The sequence below is a fragment of the Pseudomonas sp. MWU12-3103b genome, assembly GCF_023100615.1.
GTDB classification, from domain to species: Bacteria; Pseudomonadota; Gammaproteobacteria; order Pseudomonadales; family Pseudomonadaceae; genus Aquipseudomonas; species Aquipseudomonas putida_A.
Map to the genome: position 1 here is coordinate 212,385 of NZ_JALMEY010000005.1, position 24,573 is coordinate 236,957.

Here is a 24,573-nt window from a genome sequence, read left to right on the forward strand (position 1 = left end):
TCGCGAGCAAGCCCGCTCCCACATTTGTTTTGTGTTTCTTTAAGGAGATCGTGTTTTGTCTTCTCCCATACCCGTAACGGTACTCAGCGGTTTCCTCGGTGCCGGCAAGACCACCTTGCTGCGCCATCTGCTCAAAGCCGAGCATGGCCTGAAGATCGCCGTGATCGAGAACGAATTCAGCGACGCCGGCATCGACACCCAGTTGCTCGGCGACGAACCGGTGCAAGTCATGACCCTGGCCAACGGCTGCGTCTGCTGCACCATCCACACCGATCTGACCAAGGCCCTGTACCTGCTGCTCGAACGCCTGGACAGCGGTGAAATCGCCTTCGACCGTCTGGTGATCGAGTGCACCGGTCTGGCCGATCCGGCCCCGGTGGCGCAGACCTTTTTCATCGATGAAGAACTGCGCGAACGCTATCTGCTCGACGGCATCATCACCCTGGTAGATGCCGCTCACGCCGACCAGCACCTGACCCAGACCATCGCCCAGGCGCAGATCGGTTTCGCCGACCGCCTGCTGGTGAGCAAGACCGATCTGGTGGATGAGGCCACGTTCACCGCGCTGAGCGAACGCCTGACGCGGATCAATCGTCGCGCGCCGATCCGCGTGGTCGAGCATGGCAACATCGATCTGGCCGAACTGCTCGACGTGCGTGGCTTCAATCTCAATGCCGACCTCGGCGGCGGGGTGAGCCTGCGTCCGGTGAGCAAGGCGCCGTCCATCGACCGTATCTCCAGCCTGGTGCTGCGCACTGACCAGCCGCTGGATATCGATCAACTCAGCGAATTCATGAATGAGCTGCTGGAAGAACATGGCAAGCAGTTGTTGCGCTACAAGGGCGTGTTGAACATCGCTGGCGAGGATCGGCGGCTGGTGTTTCAGGGCGTACTGAAACTTTACGGTTTCGACTGGGACACCGAGTGGGCCGAGGGTGAGGCGCGGGAAAGTGTGATTGTGTTTATTGCCGATGATTTGCCGGAAGAGAAGATTCGGGCGGGGTTTGCCAAAGTGACTTCCGCCTGATGATTCTTCGGCGCCAGGGCTGACGCCTTCGCGAGCAAGCCCGCTCCCACAGTAGGCCGCATTCTGTCAGGGGGAATGCAATTCACTGTGGGAGCGGGCTTGCTCGCGAAGGCGATCTAACCGGCGACACAATGCTCAAGGGCTGTACCCAGCAAGGTCTGCTCAAGATGATCCAGGTGTTGATTCATCAGTCGCTCAGACATGGACATATCCCCGGACGCGACCGCCTCGACAATCGCCAGATGCTCCTGCCACGCGCAGCAACCCGGCGTCGATCCATCACACCGCGCAATCGCCAGCGACGTCAACGGCACCAGACTGCCAAGAAAATGCGCCAACGGTGCATTCCCCGCCATTTGTGCCAACTGCAGATGAAACTCGCCGGACAAACGAATCGCCGCCGCACGGCGTTCCTGTGTCACGGCCAGACGTTCGCGTTCGACCAGCGTGCGCAAGCGTTTCAAACTCTCCGCTGAGGCATTCTGACAAGCCAGACGCACCAGCGTCGCTTCGGTCAGGCGCCGGGCGTGCAGGGTTTGCCGGGTCTGCTCGGCATCCGGTGTGGCGACCCGTGGCCGGTGGTTGGCACGCAGCACAATCACCTGCTCATGGGACAACTGCGTCAGCACCCGGCGCACATCGGCGCGGCTGACGCCAAACATCTGCTTGAGACTGTCTTCGGTGAAGCGGCTGGCCGGGTCGATTCGCCGGTCCAGAATCGCGTCGAACAGCCGCGGGTACAGATCGTCTGCCGACGCCTGCAGGCGGGAGAAGGGCAGGGGGGCCGACATCTGACGAGTGTGCGGCGACGTGGCAAGGCTGTTCATGGCCGGTCTCCAGTGTGAATCAATCAGTGGCTGAGGTTGTCATCCGGAATGTTCAGTTCAATGCCCATGCGCTGGCCTTCACGCAGAATGTGCCGACGCATTTCGGCGCTGGCCTGAGCGCTGTTCTTGCTGCGGATTGCGCGCACCACCGCTTCGTTTTCTTCCAGGCGTTCGGCCAGATGCTCAGGCGAATTGCGCAGCACTTCGGCGCTTTGCTTGAGGGCATTGCTGGTTTGCTGCACCACACTCTGGAAGATCGGGTTCGAGGTCAGGGTGAACAGCTCCTCGTGGAAGGCGATGTACGCGCTGACCCCGGCTTCACTGTCACCGGCTTCAAGGGCTTCGCGCATGTCCATCAGGGTCAGACGCAATTGCCCGACTTCTTTGCTGCTGATCGACTGCGCGACCAGACCGACGATGAACGGCTCTAGGGTGTAGCGCAGTTGCAGCACGTCTTCGAGGCTGGCGCCGGCCACCGCGCTGTCGTGGCTCTGGCTGTCACTGAGCTGGGCGTCGAGCACCACCACGCCTTTGCCCGGCATCGAACGCACCAGGCCAAGGGTTTCCAGGACGATCACCGCTTCGCGCAGGCTCGGACGGCTGATGCCCAGTTGTTCGGCCAGTTCACGCTGGCCCGGCAGCATGTCGCCGGAGCGCCACTGACCACGGGCGAGGGCGGCGCGCAGTTTTTCTACGACTGAGTTGACGACGGTTGATGTGGTGATCACTTGTCTTGCTCCGTGAGCCCGTTGGGGCTGCCGCAAACAGGATCAAAAGATCGCAGCCTGCGGCAGCTCCTGCAGGGTTGAAAATCAGAACTCTTGCTGGTGCGCCGGAGTTCCGGTTTTACGCGGTTGAAAGGTGTAGCCCTGCTGACCGCTGAGTACTTTGTTTGCGCGTTGCACATCGATGTCCTTTTCCCAACGGGCGATGGCCACGGTGGCGACGCAGTTGCCGATCAGGTTGGTCAGTGCCCGGCCGATGCCCATGAACCAGTCCACCGCCAGTACCAGCACCAGACCCACGACCGGAATCGCCGGGATCGCCGTCAGCGTCGCCGCCAGAATCACCAGCGCCGAGCCGGGAATGCCGTGGGCGCCCTTGGAAGTGATCAGCGACACCAGCAGAATCGTCAGCAGATCGGTCATCGCCAGTGGCGTGCCGGTGGCGTTGGCGATGAACACGATGGCCAGGGTCAGGTAGATCGAGAAACCGTCGAGGTTGAACGAATAGCCGGTGGGAATCACCAGCCCGACTGTCGAGCTGCCAATCCCCAGGTGTTCAAGTTTGCGCATGATCTGTGGCAGCACGGCGTCGGAAGAAGCGGTGCCCATGACGATCAGCAATTCTTCGCGCAGGTACTTGAGCAGGGGCCACAGACGCAGGCCCGAGGCGCGCATTACCACGCCGAGGATCACGCTGACGAACGCCATGCAGGTCAGGTAAAACAAGCCCACCAGACTGCCCAGGTGTTGCAGCGAATCGAGGCCGTACTTGCTGGTGGTGAAGGCGATGGCGCCGAACACGCCGATCGGCGCCAGGCGTACGATCATGCCCATGATCCGGAAGATCACATGGCTCAGCTCGTTGATCAGCCGCGAGATTCCGGAAGCCGCTTCGCCCACCAGATTCAGCGCGCTGCCGAACAGCACCGAGAACAGCAGTACCTGCAGGATGTTGTTGTCGGCGAAGGCTCCGAGCACCGAGGTCGGAATCAGGTCCATCAGGAACTGCGTGGTGGTATGCATGTGCTGGCCGCGTTCGGCGATGTCGCCCATGTCGGCGGCGGACAACTGCTCCAGATGGATATTCGCGCCGCTGCCGATGCCGGTGCTGAAGGCGAATACCAGACCGATCACCAGGGCGATGGTGGTCAGCACTTCAAAGTAGATCACCGACTTGAGGCCGATGCGCCCGACCTTCTTCAGATCACCTGCGCCGCTGATGCCGCTGACCACCACGCAGAACACGATCAGGCCGATGAGCATCTTGATCAGTTTGATGAAGCCGTCACCCAGCGGTTTGAGCTGAGCGGAATATTCGGGAAGGGTCAGCCCGCAGACGATGCCGAGCACCAGTCCGAGAACCACTTGGAGGAAGATTGAACGCGAGCACCATCTGAGCATGGGAGGAATCCTGGTCGGTGTCCTGGCTGCCGTGTGCGGAGCACATCAGATTCAGGACTTAATTATTGTGGTCTTACCGGTATGTCCAGTGCGGGTGCAGTCTAGGCGCTGGTTTTCCAGGATCGCAAGTGAAAAATGACCAAATGGCATGACCGGTCTGACCAGTTGTGCGGTGAGTCCCATTCTTGAGCGGTTCAGGCGTTTGAAAAAAATGCAGGCATAAAAAAACCGGCCAATCACTTGGCCGGTTTTTCATGCTGCGGATTTAACGTCGCATCAAGCGCCGTATACCGGCAGTTTCTTGCAGATGGCTTTGACTTTCTCACGAACGGCGTCGATCACCGCTTCGTTGTTCAGGTCAGCCAGGATGTCGCAGATCCAGCCGGCCAGCTCTTTGCACTCTGCTTCTTTGAAGCCGCGAGTGGTCACAGCCGGAGTACCGAAACGCAGACCGGAGGTCACGAATGGCGAGCGTGGGTCGTTAGGCACGGAGTTCTTGTTCACGGTGATGAACGCTTTGCCCAGCGCGGCGTCGGCGTCTTTACCGGAGATGTCCTGCTTGATCAGCGACAGCAGGAACAGGTGGTTCTTGGTACCGCCGGACACCACGTCGAAACCGCGCTCGATGAACACTTCGGCCATGGCCTGGGCGTTCTTCACCACTTGTTCCTGGTAAGCCTTGAACTCAGGCTGCAGCGCTTCCTTGAAGCAGATCGCTTTAGCGGCGATCACGTGCTCCAGCGGGCCGCCCTGGGCGCCCGGGAATACCGCGGAGTTCAGCTTCTTCTCGATTTCGGCGTTGGCGCGCGCCAGGATCAGACCGCCACGAGGACCGCGCAGGGTCTTGTGGGTGGTGGTGGTGACCACGTCAGCGAATGGCACCGGGTTCGGGTAGACGCCAGCGGCGACCAGACCGGCCACGTGAGCCATGTCGACGAACAGGTAGGCACCGACTTTGTCAGCGATGGCGCGGAAGCGTGGGAAGTCGAGGATCTGCGAGTAGGCAGAGAAACCGGCCACGATCATTTTCGGCTTGTGCTCAACCGCCAGACGCTCGACTTCGTCGTAGTCGATCAGGCCGTTGGCGTCGATGCCGTACTGCACGGCGTTGTACAGCTTGCCGGAGGAGGAAACGCTGGCACCGTGAGTCAGGTGACCACCGTGGGCCAGGCTCATGCCCAGGATGGTGTCGCCACCTTGCAGCAGGGCCAGGTAAACAGCGGCGTTGGCTTGGGAACCGGCGTGCGGCTGAACGTTGGCGTAATCGGCGCCGAACAGCTCTTTGGCGCGGTCGATGGCCAGCTGCTCAACAACGTCGACGTACTCGCAACCACCGTAGTAGCGCTTGCCCGGGTAGCCTTCGGCGTACTTGTTGGTCAATACCGAGCCTTGAGCTTCCATCACCGCAGGGCTGGTGTAGTTTTCCGAAGCGATCAGCTCAATGTGCTCTTCCTGGCGCTGAGCTTCTTGCTCCATGGCGGCAAAGAGATCGGCGTCGTACTTGGCAATAGTCAAATCACGGCTGAACATGGCGGTCCTCAAGGATCGGGGGCAGAAAAGGGGGGCATTCTAACCCAATGGGTTTTGGATGGCATATGAAACGACATCATGTCGCAGACAAGTGGCGTTCATGCCAGATGTGCGGTGCTTTTGCTGGCTCCACAATGGCCGCGTTTCAACCGGAGAATACTGATCCACGGCAAGTCCCTGTGGCAGCCAGCCTGCTGGGGATGGCTGCACCGCAGATTTTTCCGGCGTCTGTACCGACCCTTTCGCGAGCAAGCCCTTTCCCACAGTGGACCGCGTATATCCTGAAGAAACCGGGTCAAATGTGGGAGCGGGCTTGCTCGCGAAGGCGTCATTGGCGGTGCTGCAAAAAATCAGTCGAACATGAACAGCGCGTCATTGCTGAACTGCGCTTCAAACCGGCTCGCCGGCATTGGCCGTCCGAACAGATAGCCCTGAACCTCATCGCAGCCATGTTCGCGCAGGAAGTCCAGTTGCTCATGGGTTTCCACGCCTTCGGCGATCACCGCCAGATTGAGGCTGTGGGCCATGGCGATGATCGCCCGAGCGATCTGCGCGTCCTGCTCGCCGGACGGCAGGCCGTCGACGAAGGTACGGTCGATCTTCAGCACATCGATCGGAAATTGCTTGAGGTAGTTCAGCGACGAATAACCGGTGCCGAAATCGTCGACCGCAATGCTCAGGCCCAGGTTTTTCAGCCCGGCCAGAATCTGCATTGCTTCGCTGACTTCGCGCATCAGGATACTTTCGGTCAGTTCCAGCTCCAGACACGCCGGTGGCAGCCCGGTTTCGCGCAGGATCGTCGCGATGCGCGTACCGAGCTGGCCATCGGAGAACTGCCGCGCCGAAATGTTCACCGAGACCTTCGGCACGCGCACGCGGTTCTGGTGCCAGGTCTTGAGCTGGCGGCAGGCTTCGCTGATCACCCAGTCGCCAACGTCCACTACCAGACCGAGCTCTTCCAGCACCGGAATGAAATCCCCCGGCGGCACCAGCCCGCGACGCGGATGACGCCAACGCAGCAGCGCTTCGGCGCCAGTCAGGCGTTTGCCGTCGCCGCTGAATTGCGGCTGGTAGTACAGGACAAATTCGTTCTGCTCCAGCGCATGACGCAGGTCGCTTTCCAGCTCCAGACGTTCCAGCGCACTGGCGTTCATGTCGGCCTGATAGAACTGGAAGTTGTTCTTGCCGCGCTCCTTGGCGTGGTACATCGCGGTGTCGGCGTTCTTCATCAACTGGCTGAGTTCGTTGCCGTCCTGCGGGCTCAGGGCGATGCCGATACTGGCGGTGACGAAGAACTCGCGACCTTCCAGCACAAATGGACGCACCAGGCTGGCGAGAATCTGCTCGGCCACATGAATCGCTCGGTTCAGCGCCATTTCGCGGCTGGAGCGGTGTTGCAGGAGCAAGGTGAACTCGTCACCGCCCATGCGCGCCACGGTGTCGTCATCGTCGACGCAGGCCAGCAACCGCGTGGCCATGTCTTTCAACATGCGGTCGCCAGCCGCGTGGCCGAGGGAGTCGTTGATCGGTTTGAAGCGGTCGAGGTCGAGGAACATCAGCACCACCCACGACTTCTGCCGTTCGGCCGATTGCAGCGCGGTGTGCAGACGATCCTGGAACAGCGTGCGGTTCGGCAGGTGGGTCAGGGCGTCGTAGTAAGCGAGACGATGGATGCGTTGTTCGCTGGCCTTGCGCTCGCTGATGTCGCTGAAGAAGCACACGTAACTGGCCAGATCGCCTTCATCGTCGAGTACTGCTGTGATGCCGACCCACGCCGGGTAATGCTCGCCGTTACGGCGCTTGAGCCAGACTTCGCCTTCCCAGGTGCTGTGCTGATGCAATTGCTTGAGCACGTAGCGCAGGTGCGCGTCCTGTTGCTCGTCGACGGTGAGCATGTTCGGCAACTGATCGAGCACCTCCGACACCGCGTAACCGCTGACCCGGCTGAAGGCTTCGTTGGCCTGCACGATGTAACCGGCGGGGTCGGTGATCAGAATCGCCGAAGTCGAGTGCTCGAATACCGTGGCGGCCATGCGCAGGTCTTTCTCGGCGCGGCGCTGCTGGCTGATGTCGCGACCGACGCCGAGCACGCCTTCGAACGCGCCGTGTTCGTCCCACACCAGCACCAGCCGCAGCTCGATCGGGATCTTGCGGCCGTCGGCGCGCAGGCAGTCGAACAGGAACATCTGCGTCTGTACCTGGCTCCGCAGTTGCGCGAGTTGCTCAGGCTTGTCGAGCGCTTTGCTGACCCGATCCATCAAGGTGTAGATGCCGGATAGCTGCTGCGGGTTGGCAATGGTCGATTGCCAGCCATTCTGGAAGATCCACTCGGCGTCGTAACCCAGCACCGCCTGCACCGACGGGCTGACGTAGTTCAACGACAGCTTGCTGTCGGTGGAGAAAATCACATCGCTGATGCTTTCGGCGAGCATGCGGTAGCGCTGCTCGCTGTCGCGCAGCGATTCGCTGGCCTCGATCTGCTCGGTGATGTCCTTGGCCACGCCGATGATCCGCGTGACCTGATCATGTTTGTCACGGGCCAGCGCCTGCTCACGAATATCGAAGCGCCGCCATTTGCCGTCGCGATGGCGGAAGCGCAATTGGCACTGCAACAGCTGGCTGTACCCGGCGTGCCGCTGCATCTGCCGTGAGCGGTGGTAATAGTCGGCGTCTTCCGGATGCAGGAGGATTTCCCAGAAGTACTCGCCCATCTGGTGCAGCTCGGAGCGGTCGTAACCGAGGGTCTGGCCGAGGTGGTGGTTGCTGAAAATCATCCGCTGGCTGATCACGTCCTGCACATACAGATGATCCGGCACGGTGCGCACCACGTCCGACCAGAAACCTTCGCGCTCCAGCAGCGACAGTTCGATCAGCTTGCGGCTGGTGATGTCGTTGATGCTCAGAATCACCGCTTTATAGTCGTGCAGCTCCTCAGGCAGGCGCAGGACCATCCACAGGTGCTGATCGCGGCCGTTGATGTCCGGCAGTCTGATTTCCAGCTCCAGCTGTTTTTGCTGCTGCAGAACCGCGTCGAGCACCTGGTTGCCGATGGCACACTGGCTGTGCGGATGACCGTCGATCAGCAACTGCCAGGCGTGCTCGCAGGAATTGACATTGAGCAGTTGCAGCGCCACCTGATTGACCTCGGTGACGCGCAGTTCTTGCAGCAGTTGCTGGCGCTGGGCCGGTTGGTCGAGCCAGGCCTTGAGCTGGTCGCTGGTCTGGATCTGTGCTTTGTCGAATACCTGCTTGAGGCCGGACAGATCGAGCACGCACAACGCAACGCCAGTGCCTTCGAAGATGTCCTGATAGCGCCGGCGGCCTTCATGCAACTGGCGCTGGCGGCGACGCATGTTCAGCAGCGCGATCACCGGCAACATCGAGAACGCCAGGCCTAGAAGGCATTTGCCGATGAACGCTGGCAGCAGTTCTTCGAGCACCCGCTGACGATCGAACAGCCCGCGCAACTGCCAGTCGCTGCTGCTCAGTGGCACGGTCAGCACGGTGTTGGCCATGTCGTCCGGGCTCAGCACCCCGGGCCGGGCAGAAGACAGCGCTTCGTCGCGGCTGATGATCTGATGGTTGAGACGGTTTTCCACCAGCCACAACGGGCGGATGCCGGTTTCGCCCAGCTTGGTCAGCGAGTCGAAGAAGGTCGGGGTCAGGCGCAATACCCAGTAGCCGCGCGTGCTGCCGCTGGCCTGATGCAACAACAGATGCACCACCGAGCCGTCGTCGGCGTTACTGAAGTAATGCGCCTGGGCGCGGCTGCGGCGCACCAGTTCAGCGAGGTAATCGGCGTCGTGGCTGTCGCTGGCGCTGTCGTTGAGGATTTTCCCGGACGGGCTGAGCAGGGCCAGGCTGCGCAGGTCCGGCAGCGATTGCTGGAGCTTGCGCAGCAGCGCCTGCTGTTCGTCGGACGACTGCGGTTGTTCGACGATCGGTAGCAGGTTGAGGGCGATTTGCGCATTCAGCGACATGTTCAGGCTGACCTGCGAGGCGAGGTCGGCGGTGTAGTCGATGGTGTACTGGCGCTGATTTTTCTGGGTCTCGCGCAATTGATCGAGCAGTTGCCAGAACAGCAGGGCCAGCAGCAAAAGTACCAGCGTCGCCAATGCCCCCTTCAATGTTCCGCGCAGGGGCGAGCCGGTCCCCGGATTGGACGCGCTCACAGAAGCTGGCGGGGTAACGTTGGACAAGCTGAAATCCTGCGGTTTGGCTGGACTGGCGCGACGTGCACTATAAGCCGGACGCCCGAAGGGCGGCTAGCATGCCTTGAGTTGTGGCGAAGTGCCAGCCCCACTCGGCTGGACTGCCACCGGTCATTAAGGTAGCTTTGCCGGTTACGCGGGAGCGTTCCAGCTCCTAGAATCAGACTTTTTTCCGCGCGCACGCATTGATGACCATCAAGTGAACGACGCGCATCGGTCTGGCCGGGCATCGCCTGCGCTCCAATCATTCATCTGTCACTGACCCAAGGTTCTCCATGGCTCAATACGTCTTCACCATGCATCGGCTGGGCAAAGTTGTTCCGCCGAAGCGGGAAATCCTGAAAAACATTTCGCTGTCGTTCTTTCCCGGCGCCAAGATCGGCGTACTCGGCCTCAACGGTTCGGGTAAATCCACGCTGCTGAAAATCATGGCTGGCGTCGACACCGAGTTCGAGGGCGAAGCCCGTCCGATGCCGGACCTGAACATCGGTTATCTGCCGCAAGAGCCACAACTTGATCCGACCAAGACCGTGCGTGAAGTGGTCGAGGAAGCGGTCAGCGTGATCAAGGATGCGCAGGCGCGTCTGGACGAGGTCTACGCCGCTTACGCCGATCCGGATGCCGACTTCGACAAGCTGGCAGCCGAACAGGCCAAGCTCGAAGCGATCCTGCAGGCCAGCGATGGTCATAACCTGGAGCGTCAACTGGAAGTCGCTGCCGACGCCCTGCGTCTGCCGGCCTGGGACGCCAAGGTCGAACACCTGTCCGGTGGTGAAAAACGTCGTGTGGCCCTGTGCCGTCTGCTGCTGTCCGCTCCGGACATGCTGCTGCTCGACGAACCGACCAACCACTTGGACGCTGATTCGGTAGCGTGGCTGGAGCACTTCCTGCACGACTTCCCGGGCACCGTGGTCGCGATCACGCACGACCGTTACTTCCTCGACAACGTCGCTGGCTGGATTCTGGAACTCGACCGCGGCGCGGGCATTCCTTACGAGGGCAACTACTCGGGTTGGCTCGAAGCCAAGTCCGATCGTCTGGCGGCCGAATCCAAGCAGCAGTCGGCTCACGAAAAAGCCATGAAGGAAGAACTGGAGTGGGTGCGCAAAGGCGCGAAAGCCCGTCAGTCGAAATCCAAGGCACGTCTGCAACGCTTCGAAGAAATGCAATCGCAGGAATTCCAGAAGCGTTCGGAAACCAACGAGATCTACATCCCGGCCGGTCCGCGTCTGGGCGACAAGGTCATCGAGTTCAAGAACGTCACCAAGGGTTACGGCGATCGCGTGCTGATCGACAACCTGTCGTTTTCCATGCCGAAGGGCGCCATTGTCGGCGTGATCGGTGGTAACGGTGCCGGTAAGTCGACCCTGTTCCGCATGCTGATGGGCAAGGAAACTCCGGATTCCGGCACCATCGAAGTCGGCGAAACCGTGCAACTGGCCTGCGTGGATCAGAGCCGCGAAGACCTCGACGGCAGCAAGACCGTGTTCCAGCAGATCTCCGACGGTTCCGACCAGATCCGCATCGGCAACTACGAGATTCCGTCGCGCACTTACGTCGGTCGCTTCAACTTCAAGGGCGGCGACCAGCAGAAGTTCGTCAAGGACCTGTCCGGTGGTGAGCGCGGTCGTCTGCACCTGGCGCTGACCCTGAAGGAGGGCGGCAACGTCCTGCTGCTCGACGAACCGTCCAACGACCTCGACGTTGAAACCCTGCGTTCGCTGGAAGAAGCCCTGCTGGACTTCCCGGGCGCCGCCATTGTGATCTCTCACGATCGCTGGTTCCTGGACCGCGTCGCGACTCACATCCTGGCGTACGAAGACGACTCGCAAGCGGTGTTCTTCGAAGGCAACTACACCGAGTACGAAGCCGACCGCAAAAAGCGCCTCGGCGAAGCGGCGGCGCAGCCACACCGGGTACGCCACAAGAAACTGGCCTGATTCGGGTTGGTTGCATCAAAAGCGGAGCCTTCGGGCTCCGTTTTTTTTGCCTGGTTTTTCAGATGCAACCGAGTCGAACCCTTCGCGAGCAAGCTCGCTCCCACAGGGGAGCGCATTTCAAGTGTGGGAGCGAGCTTGCTCGCGAAGGCGGTATAACTGTTGGTGCATCACTTCAATTTGAACTCCCCATTCAGGTGCAATATCAGTCCAAAAAGCCCTCTGATTTATATCCTGTGCACCATTTAATTTCATAACTGCGACATTTTGCGCTGTTCCTGTGCGCAAATCGTTTGCTACAGTCCGGCTCAATCGCTTCCAACGACAATAAATTTGCCGAGACTTTTCCCATGATCGAATCCGTCGAATCCTTCCTCGCCCGCCTGAAAAAACGCGACCCGGATCAACCCGAATTCCACCAGGCTGTCGAAGAAGTCCTGCGCAGTCTGTGGCCGTTTCTCGAAGCCAATCCGCGTTACCTGACCTCGGGCATTCTGGAGCGCATCTGCGAGCCGGAGCGTGCGGTGGTGTTTCGCGTGTCGTGGGTCGACGATCAGGGCAAGGTCCAGGTCAATCGCGGTTTCCGCATCCAGATGAACAGCGCGATCGGCTCGTACAAGGGCGGCTTGCGCTTCCATCCTTCGGTGAACCTGGGCGTGCTGAAGTTTCTCGCCTTCGAACAGACCTTCAAGAACTCCCTGACCTCGTTGCCCATGGGCGGCGGCAAGGGCGGTTCGGACTTCGATCCTAAGGGCAAGAGCGACGCCGAAGTCATGCGTTTCTGCCAAGCGTTCATGAGCGAGCTGTACCGCCACATCGGCGCGGACGTTGACGTGCCGGCCGGCGATATCGGTGTCGGGGCGCGGGAGATCGGTTTCCTGTTTGGCCAGTACAAACGCCTGAGCAACCAGTTCACCAGCGTGTTGACCGGTAAAGGCATGACCTACGGCGGCAGCCTGATTCGCCCGGAAGCCACCGGTTTCGGTTGCGTGTACTTCGCCGAGGAGATGCTCAAGCGCCGCGGGCAGACTGTCGAAGGCAAGCGTGTGGCGATCTCCGGTTCCGGCAACGTCGCCCAATACGCGGCGCGCAAGGTCATGGACCTCGGCGGCAAGGTGATTTCGCTGTCCGACTCCGAAGGCACGCTGTACTGCGAATCGGGACTGAGCGAAGAACAGTGGCAGGCACTGCTGGAACTGAAAAACGTCAAACGCGGACGCATCAGCGAACTGGCCACGGCGTTCGGTCTGGAGTTCCGCGCCGGTCAGTTGCCCTGGTCGCTGCCGTGTGACATTGCGCTGCCATGCGCCACGCAGAACGAGCTCGACGCCGACGCCGCGCGTACGCTGCTGCGCAACGGCTGCGTATGCGTGGCCGAAGGCGCGAACATGCCGACCACGCTGGCGGCTGTGGATATCTTCATCGAGGCCGGCATTCTGTTCGCCCCGGGCAAGGCGTCGAACGCCGGCGGGGTCGCGGTCAGTGGGCTGGAGATGTCGCAGAACGCCATGCGCCTGCTGTGGACGGCGGGTGAGGTGGACAGCAAGCTGCACGCGATCATGCAGTCGATCCACCATGCCTGCGTGCATTACGGCGAAGAGAATGGACGGATCAACTACGTCAAAGGCGCGAACATCGCCGGCTTCGTCAAAGTCGCCGATGCGATGCTCGCGCAGGGTGTGGTTTAAGCCGGTTCGATGCGAATCACTTCAATCATCTGATCGCCGGCGGGGCGTTGCCACAGCACTTCGTCATTGAGCCGGGCACCGAGCAATGCCCGGCCCAGCGGCGAAGCCCAGTTGATCAGGCCCTGGCTGGCGTCGGCCTGATCTTCGCCGACCAGTTGCACCCGACTTTCGGTGTCGTGTTCGTCGGCGTAGGTCACCCAGCTGCCGATCTGCACTTTATCGGTCGAGATCGCCGGGGCCGCGACCTGTGCGCTGGCGAGGCGTTGGTTGAAGTAGCGCAAATCTCTTTCAAGATCGGCCTGGCGCTGCTTGTCGGCCTGTTCGCCCTTGGCCGATTGCTCGGCGTGCAGGGCTTGCAGTTCGGCGACCTTGGCCTGCAACTGCACCAATCCTTGGGGGGTGACGTAATTGGGCTGCGCACTGACCTGCCGTTCGACGGGCTGATCGGCTTGCGCAGCGGCGTTATCTTCGTTGACGAAAGCGCGGCTCATGCTGTCCTCCTCTGCAAAGAGTTTGGGCCATGGTCGCCGGCATTTGGTTTCACTGGATGTCTGGAAGCGACCTATTGCGAGCGATAAGCCCGCCCGGCGTCCTGATCTTTCTGCTGCTGCCAGGCGCGCTCGCGTTCGTCCCAGTGCTCGTTGCGATACTCTTCGCGATCCTTGTTTTCCAGCATTGCCTGGCACTGGCGGAAGCCGTCGGTCCAGCCTTCGGCGTATTGCTTGTCCTTGAGATAGCGCGGCACGTTCTTGCGAAACTCGCCACTGATCGAGCCGGCGGCTTGCCGGCCACTGACGCAGCCATCGTCAAAACCGTCGGCGAAGGCCGGTGGATAACCTTTGGCGATCAAGTCTTCGTGGGTGGTCTGGCAACCCCCGAGCAACAGCAAAACACCCAACAACCCCGCACACCGCCACATCGCACTCTCCCGCGCCGATTCTCGGCTGATAGGGAAAGTCTAGAAGCGGATTCGTCGGACGTAGGTGAAAGGCATGTGAGTAATTCGTTAAACACCGGAGGGCCCTGTGGGAGCGGGCTTGCTCGCGAAAGCGGTGGATCAGTCGAGATTTGAATCGCCTGACACGACGCCTTCGCGAGCAAGCCCGCTCCCACAGGGGTTATGGATTAGGCTTTAGATCAGTAGTGGTACCACTTCACCTCAAGCATCACTTCGGTTTCCGGTGTCGCCACATGACTGAACTCACGCTGTGCCGTCAGGCGCAAACCGAGGTTGCGCGACAATTCCCACTGCTGGTTCAGGCTCAGGCTGCGGCGTACTTCGCCGTTGGTGAAGTAGTCGCCCTTGGCCTCGACGCTGAGATTGCCCAACGGGTTTTTCCACAGCACGCCGGTGTTGAAGCCAGTTGCCGGCGTGACGAATCCGGCGAAGTCATTGTTGTGCTCGATGCGCACGGTGCCGAGGGCAAAACCCAATACGTCATCACCTAACGCCCAGGTGCCGCCGCCGCCACCGTTGACGTGGCTGACCAGCGTCTCGTCATCATGCTTGCCCGGCACCCGCTCAAGGCCACCGGTGACTTGCCACGACAGAGGCTGCAGCAGTTCATTGCGCGGGGTCAGCGAGCGGATGGTCGCCAGGTCCAGTTGCTGGAACTGCCACTGGTTGCCTTCGTATTGACGCAGCTTCATCTGCAGGATTTCGATCTGCGCGCCAAGGGGGAAGCTTTCGGCGTTGTCATTGAGATCGTGATAAGCCATGCGCAAACCGTACTCACCGAATGCCCGATCACCGCGGGTGCCGATGCCGGCCTGCCAGGTGCGCGATTCATGGCCGTCTTCGGGCAGGCCCGGTTGTGGAATCTGCAATTCCGGCGCCGGGTTCTTGTTGATCGCCCGCAGCAGTTCGAAGCTGCGCTGTGCACGTTGCGCATCACGTTCCTGCCCGTTGGCGCGGTAACGCTCCAGACGATAGGCGGCGTCGATGATCAGCGCCTGACGATCCCGGGGCAGGGCCTTGAAGGTCGGCTCCTGCAACACCTGTTGATCGGCGCTGACCTTCAGCACCCATTGCTGTTCTTCCTTGTTCAAAGGCTCGGCGCGGCTGAGCAGTTCACGCTCGCGGGACGGGCGATATTCGATGCTTTCCACCAGCCCGGCTTCTTTCACCGCTTTGACCGTATCGGTAGGGATGGCGGTCAGCGGGAATTGCTCGGTCAGGCGCAGGCTCGGACGTGCCACTTGCAGCAGTTCGAGCAGGCGATAGGAGCAGTTTTCGTCGAAGAAGAAATAGTCGAACTGGATCTGCTTCAGCTCCCACACATGCTCGACCATGCGTGCGGTTTCTTCTTGTGTCAGGTTCAGCCGGTATTCCCACAGGTCGCGGTTTTCCAGGCTGCGGTACTCGGAGAGTTTTTCCTGATACGGCACCAGCGCGAACAGCCCGGGATAGCCACCCATCAAGCCCTTCCAGGCGTAGAGAATGCTGTTGTCCGAGCCTTCGATGTAGGCGCCGAAATTGATCGCGTAACTCAGCAGCGAAGTCTTGTCGCTTTGCACGTCAGCCTGGTCGATGCGCAGCAGGGTGTGGCCGAACATCGACGACGGGCTGTTGAGGTAGGCCGCCGGGAAGATCATCACCGCGCTGTGCGGCGAGACGTCCTTGAACCACTTCTTGAATTCGGCGCAATCGGGGGCGGGCAGATCGCTGAGATTGAGCTGGGCTTTCAGCCAGCGCGTACGCGCCGGGTAGACGCACTGCGCATGCTGTTCGCCGAGACTGGCCGGGGCGTACAGCGCCTGCACGGTGGCGGCCAGCTCATGGTCGGGGTGTTCGTTGCCATCGGGCGCCAGAAAGAATTTCCTGTCGCTGACATAGCTGCGCCAGCCGCCAAGCTTGGCGGTTTCGTAATGACCGAGGGAAATCCAGAAGCGGTCGTTGGCCAGTTGCTGTAAACGTTGAGGGTCGACGTGAGGCGCGGCGGACAGCGGGGCGCAGACACAGAGCGCCAGCCAGGCAAGGCGTTTGAGCATAAGTGGCAACTTAAGTCGAAAGAAAATAAAACCCGGATCGGGCTGCGATCACTCCCCTGTGGCGAGGGGATTCATCCCCGATGGGCTGCGAAGCGGCCCTCATACCTGCAAAACTCGGTGTATCAGATACACCGAATTGAATGGTTTCACGACTGCTTCGCAGCCGATCGGGGATAAATCCCCTCACCACAGGTTCAGCGTCACATTCGAGTGATTGCACTCAAAACAAAACCCGCTTCCCGAAAGAAGCGGGTGGGGTCGAGCTTAAGCCTGAGTTGCGTACTTGGCCAGACGTGGGTCCGACTTCAGCACGGCCAGGGTGTTGGTATGCACGTCTTCTGCGGTCACGTCAGCCTTGCTGAAGATTTGCTGGAAGTGCTCGTGAGTGACAGCAGCGAAGTGCGCACGGTCTTCCGGCGCCACGCCCAGTACCACGGCGTAGGTCGTCAGCGCTTCGCCGTTGCCCTTGGCCATGTCTTCGGACAGCTCGTTCATCATGCCATTCATGGCGAACCAGGATTTACCGCCGTAGGTCAGCGACGCGTTGGTCGAGCAACCGTTGGTGCCGGAAGTCATACCGAACGTAGCGTTACCGGAGGTGCCGTTAGTGGTGGATGCCAGGAAGTGTGCCGGGGTGCCACGCTGACCTTCGAACAGCATGTTGCCCCAACCGCAATCCGGGCCACCCGGGGCTTGCGCCATGGCGTTGATGGAAACAGCGGTGAAGAGAGTACCGAGAAGAATCCGTTTCATAGCTTTGTTCTCTTTGTGTGCATACCAATGGACAGGGTTCTGGCCCCCAGGCTCCGTGATAACAGACCCTTGAAGCGCCAGTGGGCCGGTATTAGTTCCAGCCGCGCAGTTTGGAGTTTAGGCACGTTCCGGGGGTTCCGTGATTTTTTACAAAAGATTTGGCGATAACCCCGGATTCACGGGGGACGGGGCGGGGTGGCCCGGTTGACTATGCTTTGTCGTGTGGCGCGCCTTGCCAGTGGGGCACGGGCAGCGCCAGAATGCCGCTATCCGCCCCGCCTGATTGTTAAGGAAGCCCGATGCCTGATCCTGTTGCTGCCAGCCTGCGTATAGCGCCCGAAGCGCTGACTCGTCCGTTTTCCGCTGAACAGTTCAGCTTCACTACCACCAATGATCTGGAGCCCTTTCGCGGTGTGCTCGGCCAGGAACGTGCGGTCGAAGCCTTGCAGTTCGGTGTGGCGATGCCACGCCCCGGTTACAACGTCTTTGTCATGGGCGAGCCCGGCACTGGCCGCTTCTCGTTCGTCAAACGCTACCTGAAGGCCGAAGGCAAGCGCCTGCAGACCCCGGCGGACTGGGTCTACGTCAATAATTTCGATGAGCCGCGCGAGCCCCGCGCGCTGGAATTGCCTTCTGGCTCTGCGGCTTCGTTCATCGGTGACATCAACGGCCTGATCGATAACCTGCTGGCAACCTTTCCGGCAGTGTTCGAACACCCGTCCTACCAGCAGAAGAAAAGCGCCATCGACCGCGCCTTCAACCAGCGCTACGACAAGGCCCTCGATATCATCGAACGGCTGGCGCTGGAGAAGGACGTCGCCCTGTACCGCGACAGCAGCAATATCGCCTTCACGCCGATGCTTGAAGGCAAGGCGCTGGATGAAGCGGAATTCGCCCAATTGCCGGAAGCCGAGCGCGAACGGTTTCACGAAGACATCTCCGGCCTCGAAGAGCGTCTGAACGAAGAACTCGCCAGCCTGCCGCAGTGGAAGCGCGAGTCGAACAATCAGTTGCGTCAGCTCAACGAAGAAACCATCACCCTGGCCTTGCAGCCGTTGCTCTCGCCGTTGTCCGAGAAGTACGCGGAGAACGCTGCGGTCTGCGGTTACCTGCAAGCGATGCAGGTGTACTTGCTGAAAACCGTGGTCGAGCAACTGGTCGACGACAGCAAGACCGACGCCGTGGCGCGCAAGCTGCTGGAAGAGCAATACGCGCCGAGCCTGGTGGTCGGCCATCCGGCCAGCGGCGGGGCGCCGGTAGTGTTCGAGCCGCACCCGACTTACGAAAACCTGTTCGGGCGCATCGAGTACACCACCGATCAGGGCGCGCTGTACACCACTTACCGGCAGTTGCGTCCAGGTGCTTTGCATCGGGCCAATGGCGGTTTTTTGATTCTTGAAGCGGAAAAAATGCTCAGCGAGCCGTTCGTGTGGGACGCGCTGAAACGCGCCCTGCAATCGCGCAAGCTGAAAATGGAATCGCCGCTGGGCGAGATGGGCCGTTTCGCCACGGTGACCCTCAACCCGCAACACATTCCGTTGCAGGTCAAAGTCATCATCATCGGCGCGCGGCAGTTGTATTACACGCTGCAGGACCTGGATCCGGACTTCCAGGAGATGTTCCGCGTGCTGGTCGACTTCGACGAAGACATCCCGATGGTCGACGAAAGTCTGGAGCAATTTGCCCAGTTGCTGAAAACCCGTACTTCGGAGGAAGGCATGGCGCCGCTGACCGCCGATGCGGTGGCGCGTCTGGCGACCTACAGCGCACGGCTGGCCGAGCATCAGGGGCGTTTGTCGGCGCGGATCGGCGATCTGTTCCAACTGGTCAGCGAGGCGGACTTCATTCGTCATCTGGCCGGTGATGAAATGACCGATGCCGGGCATATCGAGCGCGCATTGAAAGCCAAGGCCACTCGCACCGGTCGGGTCTCGGCGCGGATTCTCGACGACATGCTCGCCGGGATCATCCTGATTGACACCGACGGCGCGGCGGTCGGCAAGTGCAACGGGCTGACTGTGCTCGAAGTGGGTGATTCGGCGTTCGGTGTGCCGGCGCGGATTTCCGCCACGGTGTACCCGGGCGGCAGCGGTATCGTCGACATCGAGCGCGAGGTCAACCTGGGTCAGCCGATCCACTCCAAAGGCGTGATGATCCTTACCGGGTACCTGGGCAGCCGTTACGCTCAGGAATTCCCGCTGGCGATCTCCGCGAGCATCGCGCTGGAGCAATCCTACGGTTACGTCGATGGCGACAGTGCGTCGCTGGGCGAGGCTTGCACGCTGATTTCGGCGCTGTCGAAAACTCCACTGAAGCAGTGTTTTGCGATCACCGGTTCGATCAACCAGTTCGGCGAAGTGCAGGCAGTCGGCGGGGTCAACGAGAAAATCGAGGGCTTCTTCCGTCTCTGCGAAGCACGTGGGTTGACCGGCGAGCAGGGCGCGATCATTCCGCAGGCCAACGTCGCCACGCTGATGCTCGACGAGAAGGTGCTGGCGGCGGTGCGTGCCGGGCAGTTCCACGTGTACGCGGTGCGTCAGGCCGATGAAGCGTTGAGCCTGTTGGTCGGCGAACCGGCCGGTGAGCCGGATGCTGACGGTCAGTTCCCCGAGGGCAGCGTCAATGCACGGGTAGTTGAGCGTCTGCGGGTGATTGCCGAGATGATCAGTGAAGACGACCTCAAAGAGGCGGAAAAGGAACTGGCGCAGGAGGCACTAGCCGAAGCCAAACCAGCCTGACCGCAAACGCGGTAAAAACTGTGGGAGGGGGCTTGCTCCCGAAGGCGGCGTACCAATCGACACATTAGTTGATTGAGACACCGCCTTCGGGAGCAAGCCCCCTCCCACAGTTGTTTTTCCAGATTGATTTTTGTGGTGATCTTCGGGAAAAGTGCCACTACTCTGGCGTCAGAATTCACACAATGACCATTCGGCGCCTTCTGGTTCTATCCAGCTTGCGCGGCGGACTTTTCTTCTATTCTCTGCTCAAGGACATCGACAGTATCACTGGATCGAAACAGCCTTCGCGTGAAGGCTGAATACAGGCTTTACCGAGGGTCGCCGCCATGTCGCGCAACCTCTGCCTCACCCGTCAGTGCCTGGGTCTTGTGACCCGCATCGAATGCGCCATCAAACCGTTGGCCGGCGATAACGGCATGTGGACCTTGCTCTTCGCTGCCGGCATGGCCGGCGAACAACCCTCCGCCATCAAGGCCCAGGGCCCGTTTCACGGGCCGGTCGCCGCCGAGTCGATTCTCGACACTATTGTGGAAAGCCTGACGATGCACGGCTACGAGCTGGCCGACGATCCGCAGATCTGGAGCCTGCACCTGCAGGCACAGCTGCGCCAGATCAATGGTGGACGTGGGCGTACGGTCGGCGTGTTCGACCACTAGGCGCAATCATGGCGCGGTGTCGGACTGCTGCGCCTTGTCGAGTTTGACCTCAAAGCCGTATTGCACGGTATTGAGCTCGGTCCGCTGATAGGTCTCCACGTGCGTTGGACGACCATAGAAGTAATGCACGCCGAACAGCGCCGGGCCATCCGCACTCGCGTCATGACTGACCGAGAGAATCTGTTTCAGGTAGTTGCCGCTGTCGTCCTTGACGAAGAATCGCCAGGCGTTGGCCGGAAACAGTTTCAGGTCCACCACCAAGGTGTTGTTCTTGATCTCCAGGCCTTTGGGCAGGGATTTGGCGTCGTAGGCTTTTTTCTCCACGCTGGCGAGAAACAGCGGCATCGACCCCACGGCAATCGCCGGGGTTTCCGGAAACAGGTTCAAATCGTAAGTGATGGTCGCCTGCAGTGGATCGACCTGATACGCCTCGGGCGGCAGTTCGATCGGCTCATCGAGTTTGCCGCTGCGTTTCTCGGTGAAGAACGTCACGGGACTCTCGCCGGGGCTGAAATCATCACCGAGCAATTCATCGTTGAAAGTTCGCCGGTGAGAGAACTCGATGCGTGCAGCGCTCGGATCCTCCACGGACTGATGGATGCGGATGCCGGCCTTCAACGCTTCCTCGGTGAGGCTCGCGCCCTTGAGCCAGTTCGGCGCCAGATCGTCATAGACGACCACCGCCGGGTCCAGCGGTTGGATGGCTTTTTCGGTGGTGTGCTGGCTGAAAGTGCGCACTGGCAGATCCAGTGTTTTGCGGGTCACGGTTGCCGATGAGAAATCCAGCACGCTGACTTCGAGGGTGTCGATGGGGCCGTTGAAGTAGACCTTGTTGTAGCGGCGCGGATGCTGCTGCTCGAAGGTCTGCTGTTCGTCTTCGAGCTGTTTTTCCAACGCCTCGCTCCAGGTTTTCTGCTGTTGCAGATACGCCAGTTGTTTCTCGTAGAAGGCGACTTGTGCCGGGCTCTCATTGATTGAGCCTGCGCGCACCAGGTATTGCCCGCTGGTGTCACGGGCCTGAACGATGACTGGATTGAGCTGCGCACCCTCGACCTCAGGGGCCAGTGGCAGGCTGTTGCTGAATTCGACTTCGGCGTAGTTCTTTTCAAGCTTCAGCAGGGTGACGCTGAGGTTGTCATCGGTGCGGGTCTGGCCGACGTCCTTCTGGCTCAGGTTGAAGCTGAACAGGCGGCGCGGCGCGATGACTTCGACTTTGCCTTGCAGGCTCACCGGTTGTGGCTGGCTCTTCTTGTCCACGTCCAGCCCTTCGATGAACGGGTAGGTCACGGTCAGGTCATCGGGGTTGTTGACGTTGGAGCTGGACGGGCTCAACTGAATGCCGGGATCGGTTTCCGACCACTCCGGCTGATAGGCGATCACGCGCTTGTTGCTCAGGGTCACCGACTGCCATTCCACCCCGTGGGGAAACAGGAAGCCGCCGGGAATGTTGAGATTGAAGGGGAACACCGGTTGCAGGTCGGTGAGGTAGTCGGAGCTGGCGTCCTTGTGCAGCACGAACAGTCCGTTGATAAAGGTATCGACCAGCGCCTGCGGCGAAGGGTAGTGCTTGAGGATGCCGAGGGTGTCTTCGCCGTAGACGGTTTTCAGCGGGGTGCTGTCGAGTTTGAGTTGCGCGCGTTCGAGCAGCAGCAGCGAACCACCGAGTTCGGTCACGGCGTCCTTGAGTTTCGGGTCGGTAATGGCGTCCAGTGAGTGTTCGAAGGTTGCCGTCTTCGCGTCGAGGCTGACCGAGGGCTTTTTCTCATCGCCGGGTGAGCAGCCACCCAGCAGCAGAACGAGGCAAATTCCGGCAGTCGTCAACGGTAATCGCACATGCATTTCCAGTCGTCCTGTCCACTTTCGCTAGGCGGTCAATGGTTTGGACAGTAGCAGAAAAAAATTCACACACACATGCAGGTTGCGGTGATGGGAGGTGCGAGCCGGGCGGTTTCTGGCGGTCACGGGCGGCTGGTATACTCGCCGCCGATTTCAATCCTTATTGTGTGAGAGTCAATGGAACGCTTTATCGAAAATGCAATGTACGCCACGCGCTGGCTGCTGGCGCCGATCTATATCGGGCTGTCCCTCGGGCTGCTGGCGCTGGCATTGAAATTCTTCCAGGAAGTGTTTCATGTCATTCCCAACGTGTTTTCCATGGCCGAATCGGATCTGATTCTGGTGCTGCTGTCGCTGATCGACATGGCGCTGGTGGGCGGCCTGTTGGTGATGGTGATGATTTCCGGCTACGAAAACTTCGTGTCCGAGCTGAACATCGACGAAGGCAAAGAGAAACTCAGCTGGCTGGGCACCATGGACTCCTCGTCGCTGAAGATGAAAGTGGCGGCGTCGATCGTGGCGATTTCCTCGATCCACCTGCTGCGGATCTTCATGGATGCCAAGAACGTCGATCCCGAGCACCTGATGTGGTACGTGATCATCCACATGACCTTCGTGATTTCGGCGTTCGCGATGGGTTATCTGGACAAGCTCACCAAGCACTGATCATTGTTTGATCGCTGCAAAAACACCGCCCGTCTGTTGCGAAACAGACGGGCGGTGTCGTTTGTGGCTTGTGCTTTGGTGCGCGCGGGCATATCCCTGTAAGGGTCTTCGCTCGCCACCGCGTGAGGTGCGTTCATGAACCTGCAAGAATTGAATGCGTTTGCCATTGCCAGGAAGGTCGATGAGCTGAACCTGATCTCCATGGAGGGCGGGATTTATCTGCTCGAAGCGCGGATGCACGGGGCGGCGTATCCGCTGAGTGATCTCAAGGGCGAAATGCTGCAGCTGCGCTCGGTGGAGCATGCGCGGGATTTGCTGCATAACTTTCCGGTGCTGCCGTTCAACCTTGTACACACCTCGGTGCACGACGAAATGTGCGGCCTGGGCGTCAGTGACGAGGAAAGCCTGAAAGTGCCGCTGGCCTGGCGCTCGGCCCTGTAGGCGTTGCGCCCCATCGCCGGGCATCTGTGCTAGTCTGCTCGCCCTTTTGGTTCCGGGCGCGCCGGGACGCGCTGTGCACGCACGGCAAGTCTGATGGCCGTCCGCACAGCGGAGCAGTGTCATGTCCGAAGTAAATCTGTCCACCGACGAAACCCGCGTCAGCTACGGTATTGGCCGTCAGCTGGGTGACCAGCTGCGCGACAACCCGCCACCGGGTGTCAGCCTGGACGCCATCCTGGCCGGTCTGACCGACGCATTCGCCGGCAAGCCAAGCCGTGTCGATCAGGAAGCCATGTCCGCCAGCTTCAAAGTGATCCGCGAGATCATGCAAGCCGAAGCCGCTGCCAAGGCTGAAGCGGCTGCCGGTGAAGGCCGTGCTTTCCTGGCTGAAAACGCCAAGAAAGAAGGCATCACTACTCTGGCTTCCGGTCTGCAATTCGAAGTGCTGACCCAGGGCGAAGGCGCCAAGCCATCCCGTGAAGACACCGTGCGTACTCACTACCACGGCATGCTGATCGACGGTACCGTGTTTGACAGCTCCTACGATCGTGGCCAGCCAGCAGAATTCCCGGTTGGTGGCGTGATCGCTGGCTGGACCGAAGCTCTGCAACTGATGAATGCCGGCAGCAAATGGCGCCTGTACGTGCCGAGCGAACTGGCTTACGGCGCTCAAGGCGTTGGCAGCATCCCGCCGCACAGCGTTCTGGTATTCGACGTCGAGCTGCTGGACGTTCTGTAATACTTGGCCTGTCCCGGTGACAGGTCAATAATGTGGGAGCGGGCTTGCTCGCGAAGGCGTCCTTTCAGGCAATCATCCGTTGCCTGACACAGCGCTTTCGCCAGCAGGCTGGCTCCCACAGTTTTTTCCGCGCTACTCATATTTCGATCTTGTGATGCAGCTCATTGGTCGGGCGCAAGGCCCGGGCATAGCAGAACAGGAACAGATTGCGCACCAGCTCCTTGAGCACCAGCGGTTCGCTGGAATTCAGGCTGCTGACGTCCAGATCACCCTGATCCTGCAGCTCATGCAGGGCTTCTTCTTCCAGTACCGCACAGACTTCGCCGGTTTCCCGATGCAGGATCCTGAGGTACGGGTGTGGGCGATCCAGCCAGGCGTCGATCAAATAAGTCATGGGTCTCATCTCC

At 60.3% G+C, this 24,573-nt stretch carries 19 protein-coding genes; 8 read left to right on the top strand and 11 right to left on the bottom strand.

Translation table 11 applies throughout. From position 1 onward, the window contains the following. Positions 1 to 55: 55 nt before the first annotated feature. Entirely contained in the window at positions 56 to 1,027 is a 972-nt protein-coding gene (yjiA, locus tag M0808_RS11090) for a GTPase (RefSeq protein ID WP_247841077.1), read from the top strand. 116 nt (positions 1,028 to 1,143) lie between these two features. Here yjiA and M0808_RS11095 read toward each other — a convergent pair whose 3' ends face one another. From M0808_RS11095 to M0808_RS11115, 5 genes are all read right to left on the bottom strand, one after another. Continuing rightward, positions 1,144 to 1,854: a GntR family transcriptional regulator gene (locus M0808_RS11095; RefSeq protein ID WP_247841079.1), complete on the bottom strand. Its 711-nt coding sequence runs from the start codon at positions 1,852 to 1,854 to the stop codon at positions 1,144 to 1,146. Between the two features lie 23 nt (positions 1,855 to 1,877). Then, a complete protein-coding gene (locus M0808_RS11100) occupies positions 1,878 to 2,582 on the bottom strand; it encodes a FadR/GntR family transcriptional regulator (RefSeq protein WP_008078581.1) in 705 nt (234 codons plus the stop codon). An 84-nt stretch (positions 2,583 to 2,666) separates the two neighbouring features. Then, entirely contained in the window at positions 2,667 to 3,980 is a 1,314-nt protein-coding gene (locus M0808_RS11105; RefSeq protein WP_007963773.1) for a C4-dicarboxylate transporter DctA, read from the bottom strand. Between the two features lie 276 nt (positions 3,981 to 4,256). Continuing rightward, positions 4,257 to 5,510 carry a serine hydroxymethyltransferase gene (gene glyA, locus M0808_RS11110; RefSeq protein ID WP_003228394.1) on the bottom strand — a complete coding sequence of 418 codons (1,254 nt, stop codon included), beginning with the start codon at positions 5,508 to 5,510 and terminating at the stop codon, positions 4,257 to 4,259. 350 nt (positions 5,511 to 5,860) lie between these two features. After that, positions 5,861 to 9,709 (bottom strand): bifunctional diguanylate cyclase/phosphodiesterase, encoded by a 3,849-nt coding sequence (locus M0808_RS11115; RefSeq protein WP_247841081.1) that lies wholly within the window; start codon positions 9,707 to 9,709, stop codon positions 5,861 to 5,863. A gap of 287 nt (positions 9,710 to 9,996) precedes the next feature. Between M0808_RS11115 and ettA the strand changes: the two genes are divergently transcribed. Continuing rightward, complete coding sequence (ettA, locus tag M0808_RS11120; protein WP_003228391.1) at positions 9,997 to 11,661, top strand: energy-dependent translational throttle protein EttA; 1,665 nt, start codon at positions 9,997 to 9,999, stop codon at positions 11,659 to 11,661. 347 nt (positions 11,662 to 12,008) lie between these two features. Continuing rightward, complete coding sequence (gene gdhA, locus M0808_RS11125; protein WP_247841083.1) at positions 12,009 to 13,346, top strand: NADP-specific glutamate dehydrogenase; 1,338 nt, start codon at positions 12,009 to 12,011, stop codon at positions 13,344 to 13,346. On the opposite strand, the gene M0808_RS11130 is transcribed toward gdhA, so the two are convergent. The 4 genes from M0808_RS11130 to M0808_RS11145 all read right to left on the bottom strand — a co-directional run bounded on the left by M0808_RS11130 (position 13,343) and on the right by M0808_RS11145 (position 17,090). Then, the gene (locus M0808_RS11130; protein WP_247841085.1) at positions 13,343 to 13,837 is read right to left on the bottom strand and encodes a GreA/GreB family elongation factor; all 495 of its coding nucleotides are present in this window, start codon (positions 13,835 to 13,837) and stop codon (positions 13,343 to 13,345) included. The two genes, gdhA and M0808_RS11130, sit on opposite strands and share 4 nt — an antisense overlap. 71 nt (positions 13,838 to 13,908) lie before the next feature. Then, positions 13,909 to 14,265: a hypothetical protein gene (locus M0808_RS11135; RefSeq protein ID WP_007963787.1), complete on the bottom strand. Its 357-nt coding sequence runs from the start codon at positions 14,263 to 14,265 to the stop codon at positions 13,909 to 13,911. A gap of 218 nt (positions 14,266 to 14,483) precedes the next feature. Beyond that, positions 14,484 to 16,337, bottom strand: coding sequence for a DUF4105 domain-containing protein (locus M0808_RS11140; RefSeq protein WP_247841088.1), 1,854 nt, complete (start codon positions 16,335 to 16,337; stop codon positions 14,484 to 14,486). Positions 16,338 to 16,601: 264 nt separating this feature from the next. Further along, positions 16,602 to 17,090 (bottom strand): DUF3015 domain-containing protein, encoded by a 489-nt coding sequence (locus M0808_RS11145; RefSeq protein ID WP_007909797.1) that lies wholly within the window; start codon positions 17,088 to 17,090, stop codon positions 16,602 to 16,604. Positions 17,091 to 17,389: 299 nt separating this feature from the next. Here M0808_RS11145 and M0808_RS11150 point away from each other — a divergent pair, with 299 nt between their 5' ends. Together M0808_RS11150 and M0808_RS11155 are read left to right on the top strand one after the other, a co-directional pair. After that, positions 17,390 to 19,828 carry an ATP-binding protein gene (locus M0808_RS11150; protein WP_247841090.1) on the top strand — a complete coding sequence of 813 codons (2,439 nt, stop codon included), beginning with the start codon at positions 17,390 to 17,392 and terminating at the stop codon, positions 19,826 to 19,828. 326 nt (positions 19,829 to 20,154) lie between these two features. After that, positions 20,155 to 20,484: a hypothetical protein gene (locus tag M0808_RS11155; protein WP_007963794.1), complete on the top strand. Its 330-nt coding sequence runs from the start codon at positions 20,155 to 20,157 to the stop codon at positions 20,482 to 20,484. A 6-nt stretch (positions 20,485 to 20,490) separates the two neighbouring features. Here the strand turns inward: M0808_RS11155 and M0808_RS11160 are convergent, their stop codons facing one another. After that, positions 20,491 to 22,323 carry a hypothetical protein gene (locus M0808_RS11160; protein WP_098965701.1) on the bottom strand — a complete coding sequence of 611 codons (1,833 nt, stop codon included), beginning with the start codon at positions 22,321 to 22,323 and terminating at the stop codon, positions 20,491 to 20,493. 174 nt (positions 22,324 to 22,497) lie between these two features. Here M0808_RS11160 and M0808_RS11165 point away from each other — a divergent pair, with 174 nt between their 5' ends. From M0808_RS11165 to M0808_RS11175, 3 genes are all read left to right on the top strand, one after another. After that, positions 22,498 to 22,986 carry a TIGR00645 family protein gene (locus tag M0808_RS11165; protein WP_007963798.1) on the top strand — a complete coding sequence of 163 codons (489 nt, stop codon included), beginning with the start codon at positions 22,498 to 22,500 and terminating at the stop codon, positions 22,984 to 22,986. A 135-nt stretch (positions 22,987 to 23,121) separates the two neighbouring features. Beyond that, positions 23,122 to 23,427, top strand: coding sequence for a DUF6482 family protein (locus M0808_RS11170; RefSeq protein WP_096795239.1), 306 nt, complete (start codon positions 23,122 to 23,124; stop codon positions 23,425 to 23,427). 121 nt (positions 23,428 to 23,548) lie between these two features. Next, complete coding sequence (locus M0808_RS11175) at positions 23,549 to 24,166, top strand: FKBP-type peptidyl-prolyl cis-trans isomerase (protein WP_003228367.1); 618 nt, start codon at positions 23,549 to 23,551, stop codon at positions 24,164 to 24,166. Positions 24,167 to 24,302: 136 nt separating this feature from the next. Here M0808_RS11175 and M0808_RS11180 read toward each other — a convergent pair whose 3' ends face one another. After that, the gene (locus M0808_RS11180) at positions 24,303 to 24,560 is read right to left on the bottom strand and encodes a hypothetical protein (protein ID WP_003228365.1); all 258 of its coding nucleotides are present in this window, start codon (positions 24,558 to 24,560) and stop codon (positions 24,303 to 24,305) included. Positions 24,561 to 24,573 lie beyond the last annotated feature (13 nt).

What these genes read in the sequence shown, in the direction of transcription:
- M0808_RS11095 (WP_247841079.1), bottom strand. Translation starts at nt 1,854, where the DNA reads ATGAACAGCCTTGCCACGTCGCCGCACACTCGTCAGATGTCGGCCCCC.
- M0808_RS11105 (WP_007963773.1), bottom strand. Translation starts at nt 3,980, where the DNA reads ATGCTCAGATGGTGCTCGCGTTCAATCTTCCTCCAAGTGGTTCTCGGA.
- glyA (WP_003228394.1), bottom strand. Translation starts at nt 5,510, where the DNA reads ATGTTCAGCCGTGATTTGACTATTGCCAAGTACGACGCCGATCTCTTT.
- ettA (WP_003228391.1), top strand. Translation starts at nt 9,997, where the DNA reads ATGGCTCAATACGTCTTCACCATGCATCGGCTGGGCAAAGTTGTTCCG.
- gdhA (WP_247841083.1), top strand. Translation starts at nt 12,009, where the DNA reads ATGATCGAATCCGTCGAATCCTTCCTCGCCCGCCTGAAAAAACGCGAC.
- M0808_RS11130 (WP_247841085.1), bottom strand. Translation starts at nt 13,837, where the DNA reads ATGAGCCGCGCTTTCGTCAACGAAGATAACGCCGCTGCGCAAGCCGAT.
- M0808_RS11135 (WP_007963787.1), bottom strand. Translation starts at nt 14,265, where the DNA reads ATGTGGCGGTGTGCGGGGTTGTTGGGTGTTTTGCTGTTGCTCGGGGGT.
- M0808_RS11140 (WP_247841088.1), bottom strand. Translation starts at nt 16,337, where the DNA reads ATGCTCAAACGCCTTGCCTGGCTGGCGCTCTGTGTCTGCGCCCCGCTG.
- M0808_RS11145 (WP_007909797.1), bottom strand. Translation starts at nt 17,090, where the DNA reads ATGAAACGGATTCTTCTCGGTACTCTCTTCACCGCTGTTTCCATCAAC.
- M0808_RS11150 (WP_247841090.1), top strand. Translation starts at nt 17,390, where the DNA reads ATGCCTGATCCTGTTGCTGCCAGCCTGCGTATAGCGCCCGAAGCGCTG.
- M0808_RS11155 (WP_007963794.1), top strand. Translation starts at nt 20,155, where the DNA reads ATGTCGCGCAACCTCTGCCTCACCCGTCAGTGCCTGGGTCTTGTGACC.
- M0808_RS11160 (WP_098965701.1), bottom strand. Translation starts at nt 22,323, where the DNA reads ATGCATGTGCGATTACCGTTGACGACTGCCGGAATTTGCCTCGTTCTG.
- M0808_RS11165 (WP_007963798.1), top strand. Translation starts at nt 22,498, where the DNA reads ATGGAACGCTTTATCGAAAATGCAATGTACGCCACGCGCTGGCTGCTG.
- M0808_RS11170 (WP_096795239.1), top strand. Translation starts at nt 23,122, where the DNA reads ATGAACCTGCAAGAATTGAATGCGTTTGCCATTGCCAGGAAGGTCGAT.
- M0808_RS11175 (WP_003228367.1), top strand. Translation starts at nt 23,549, where the DNA reads ATGTCCGAAGTAAATCTGTCCACCGACGAAACCCGCGTCAGCTACGGT.
- M0808_RS11180 (WP_003228365.1), bottom strand. Translation starts at nt 24,560, where the DNA reads ATGACTTATTTGATCGACGCCTGGCTGGATCGCCCACACCCGTACCTC.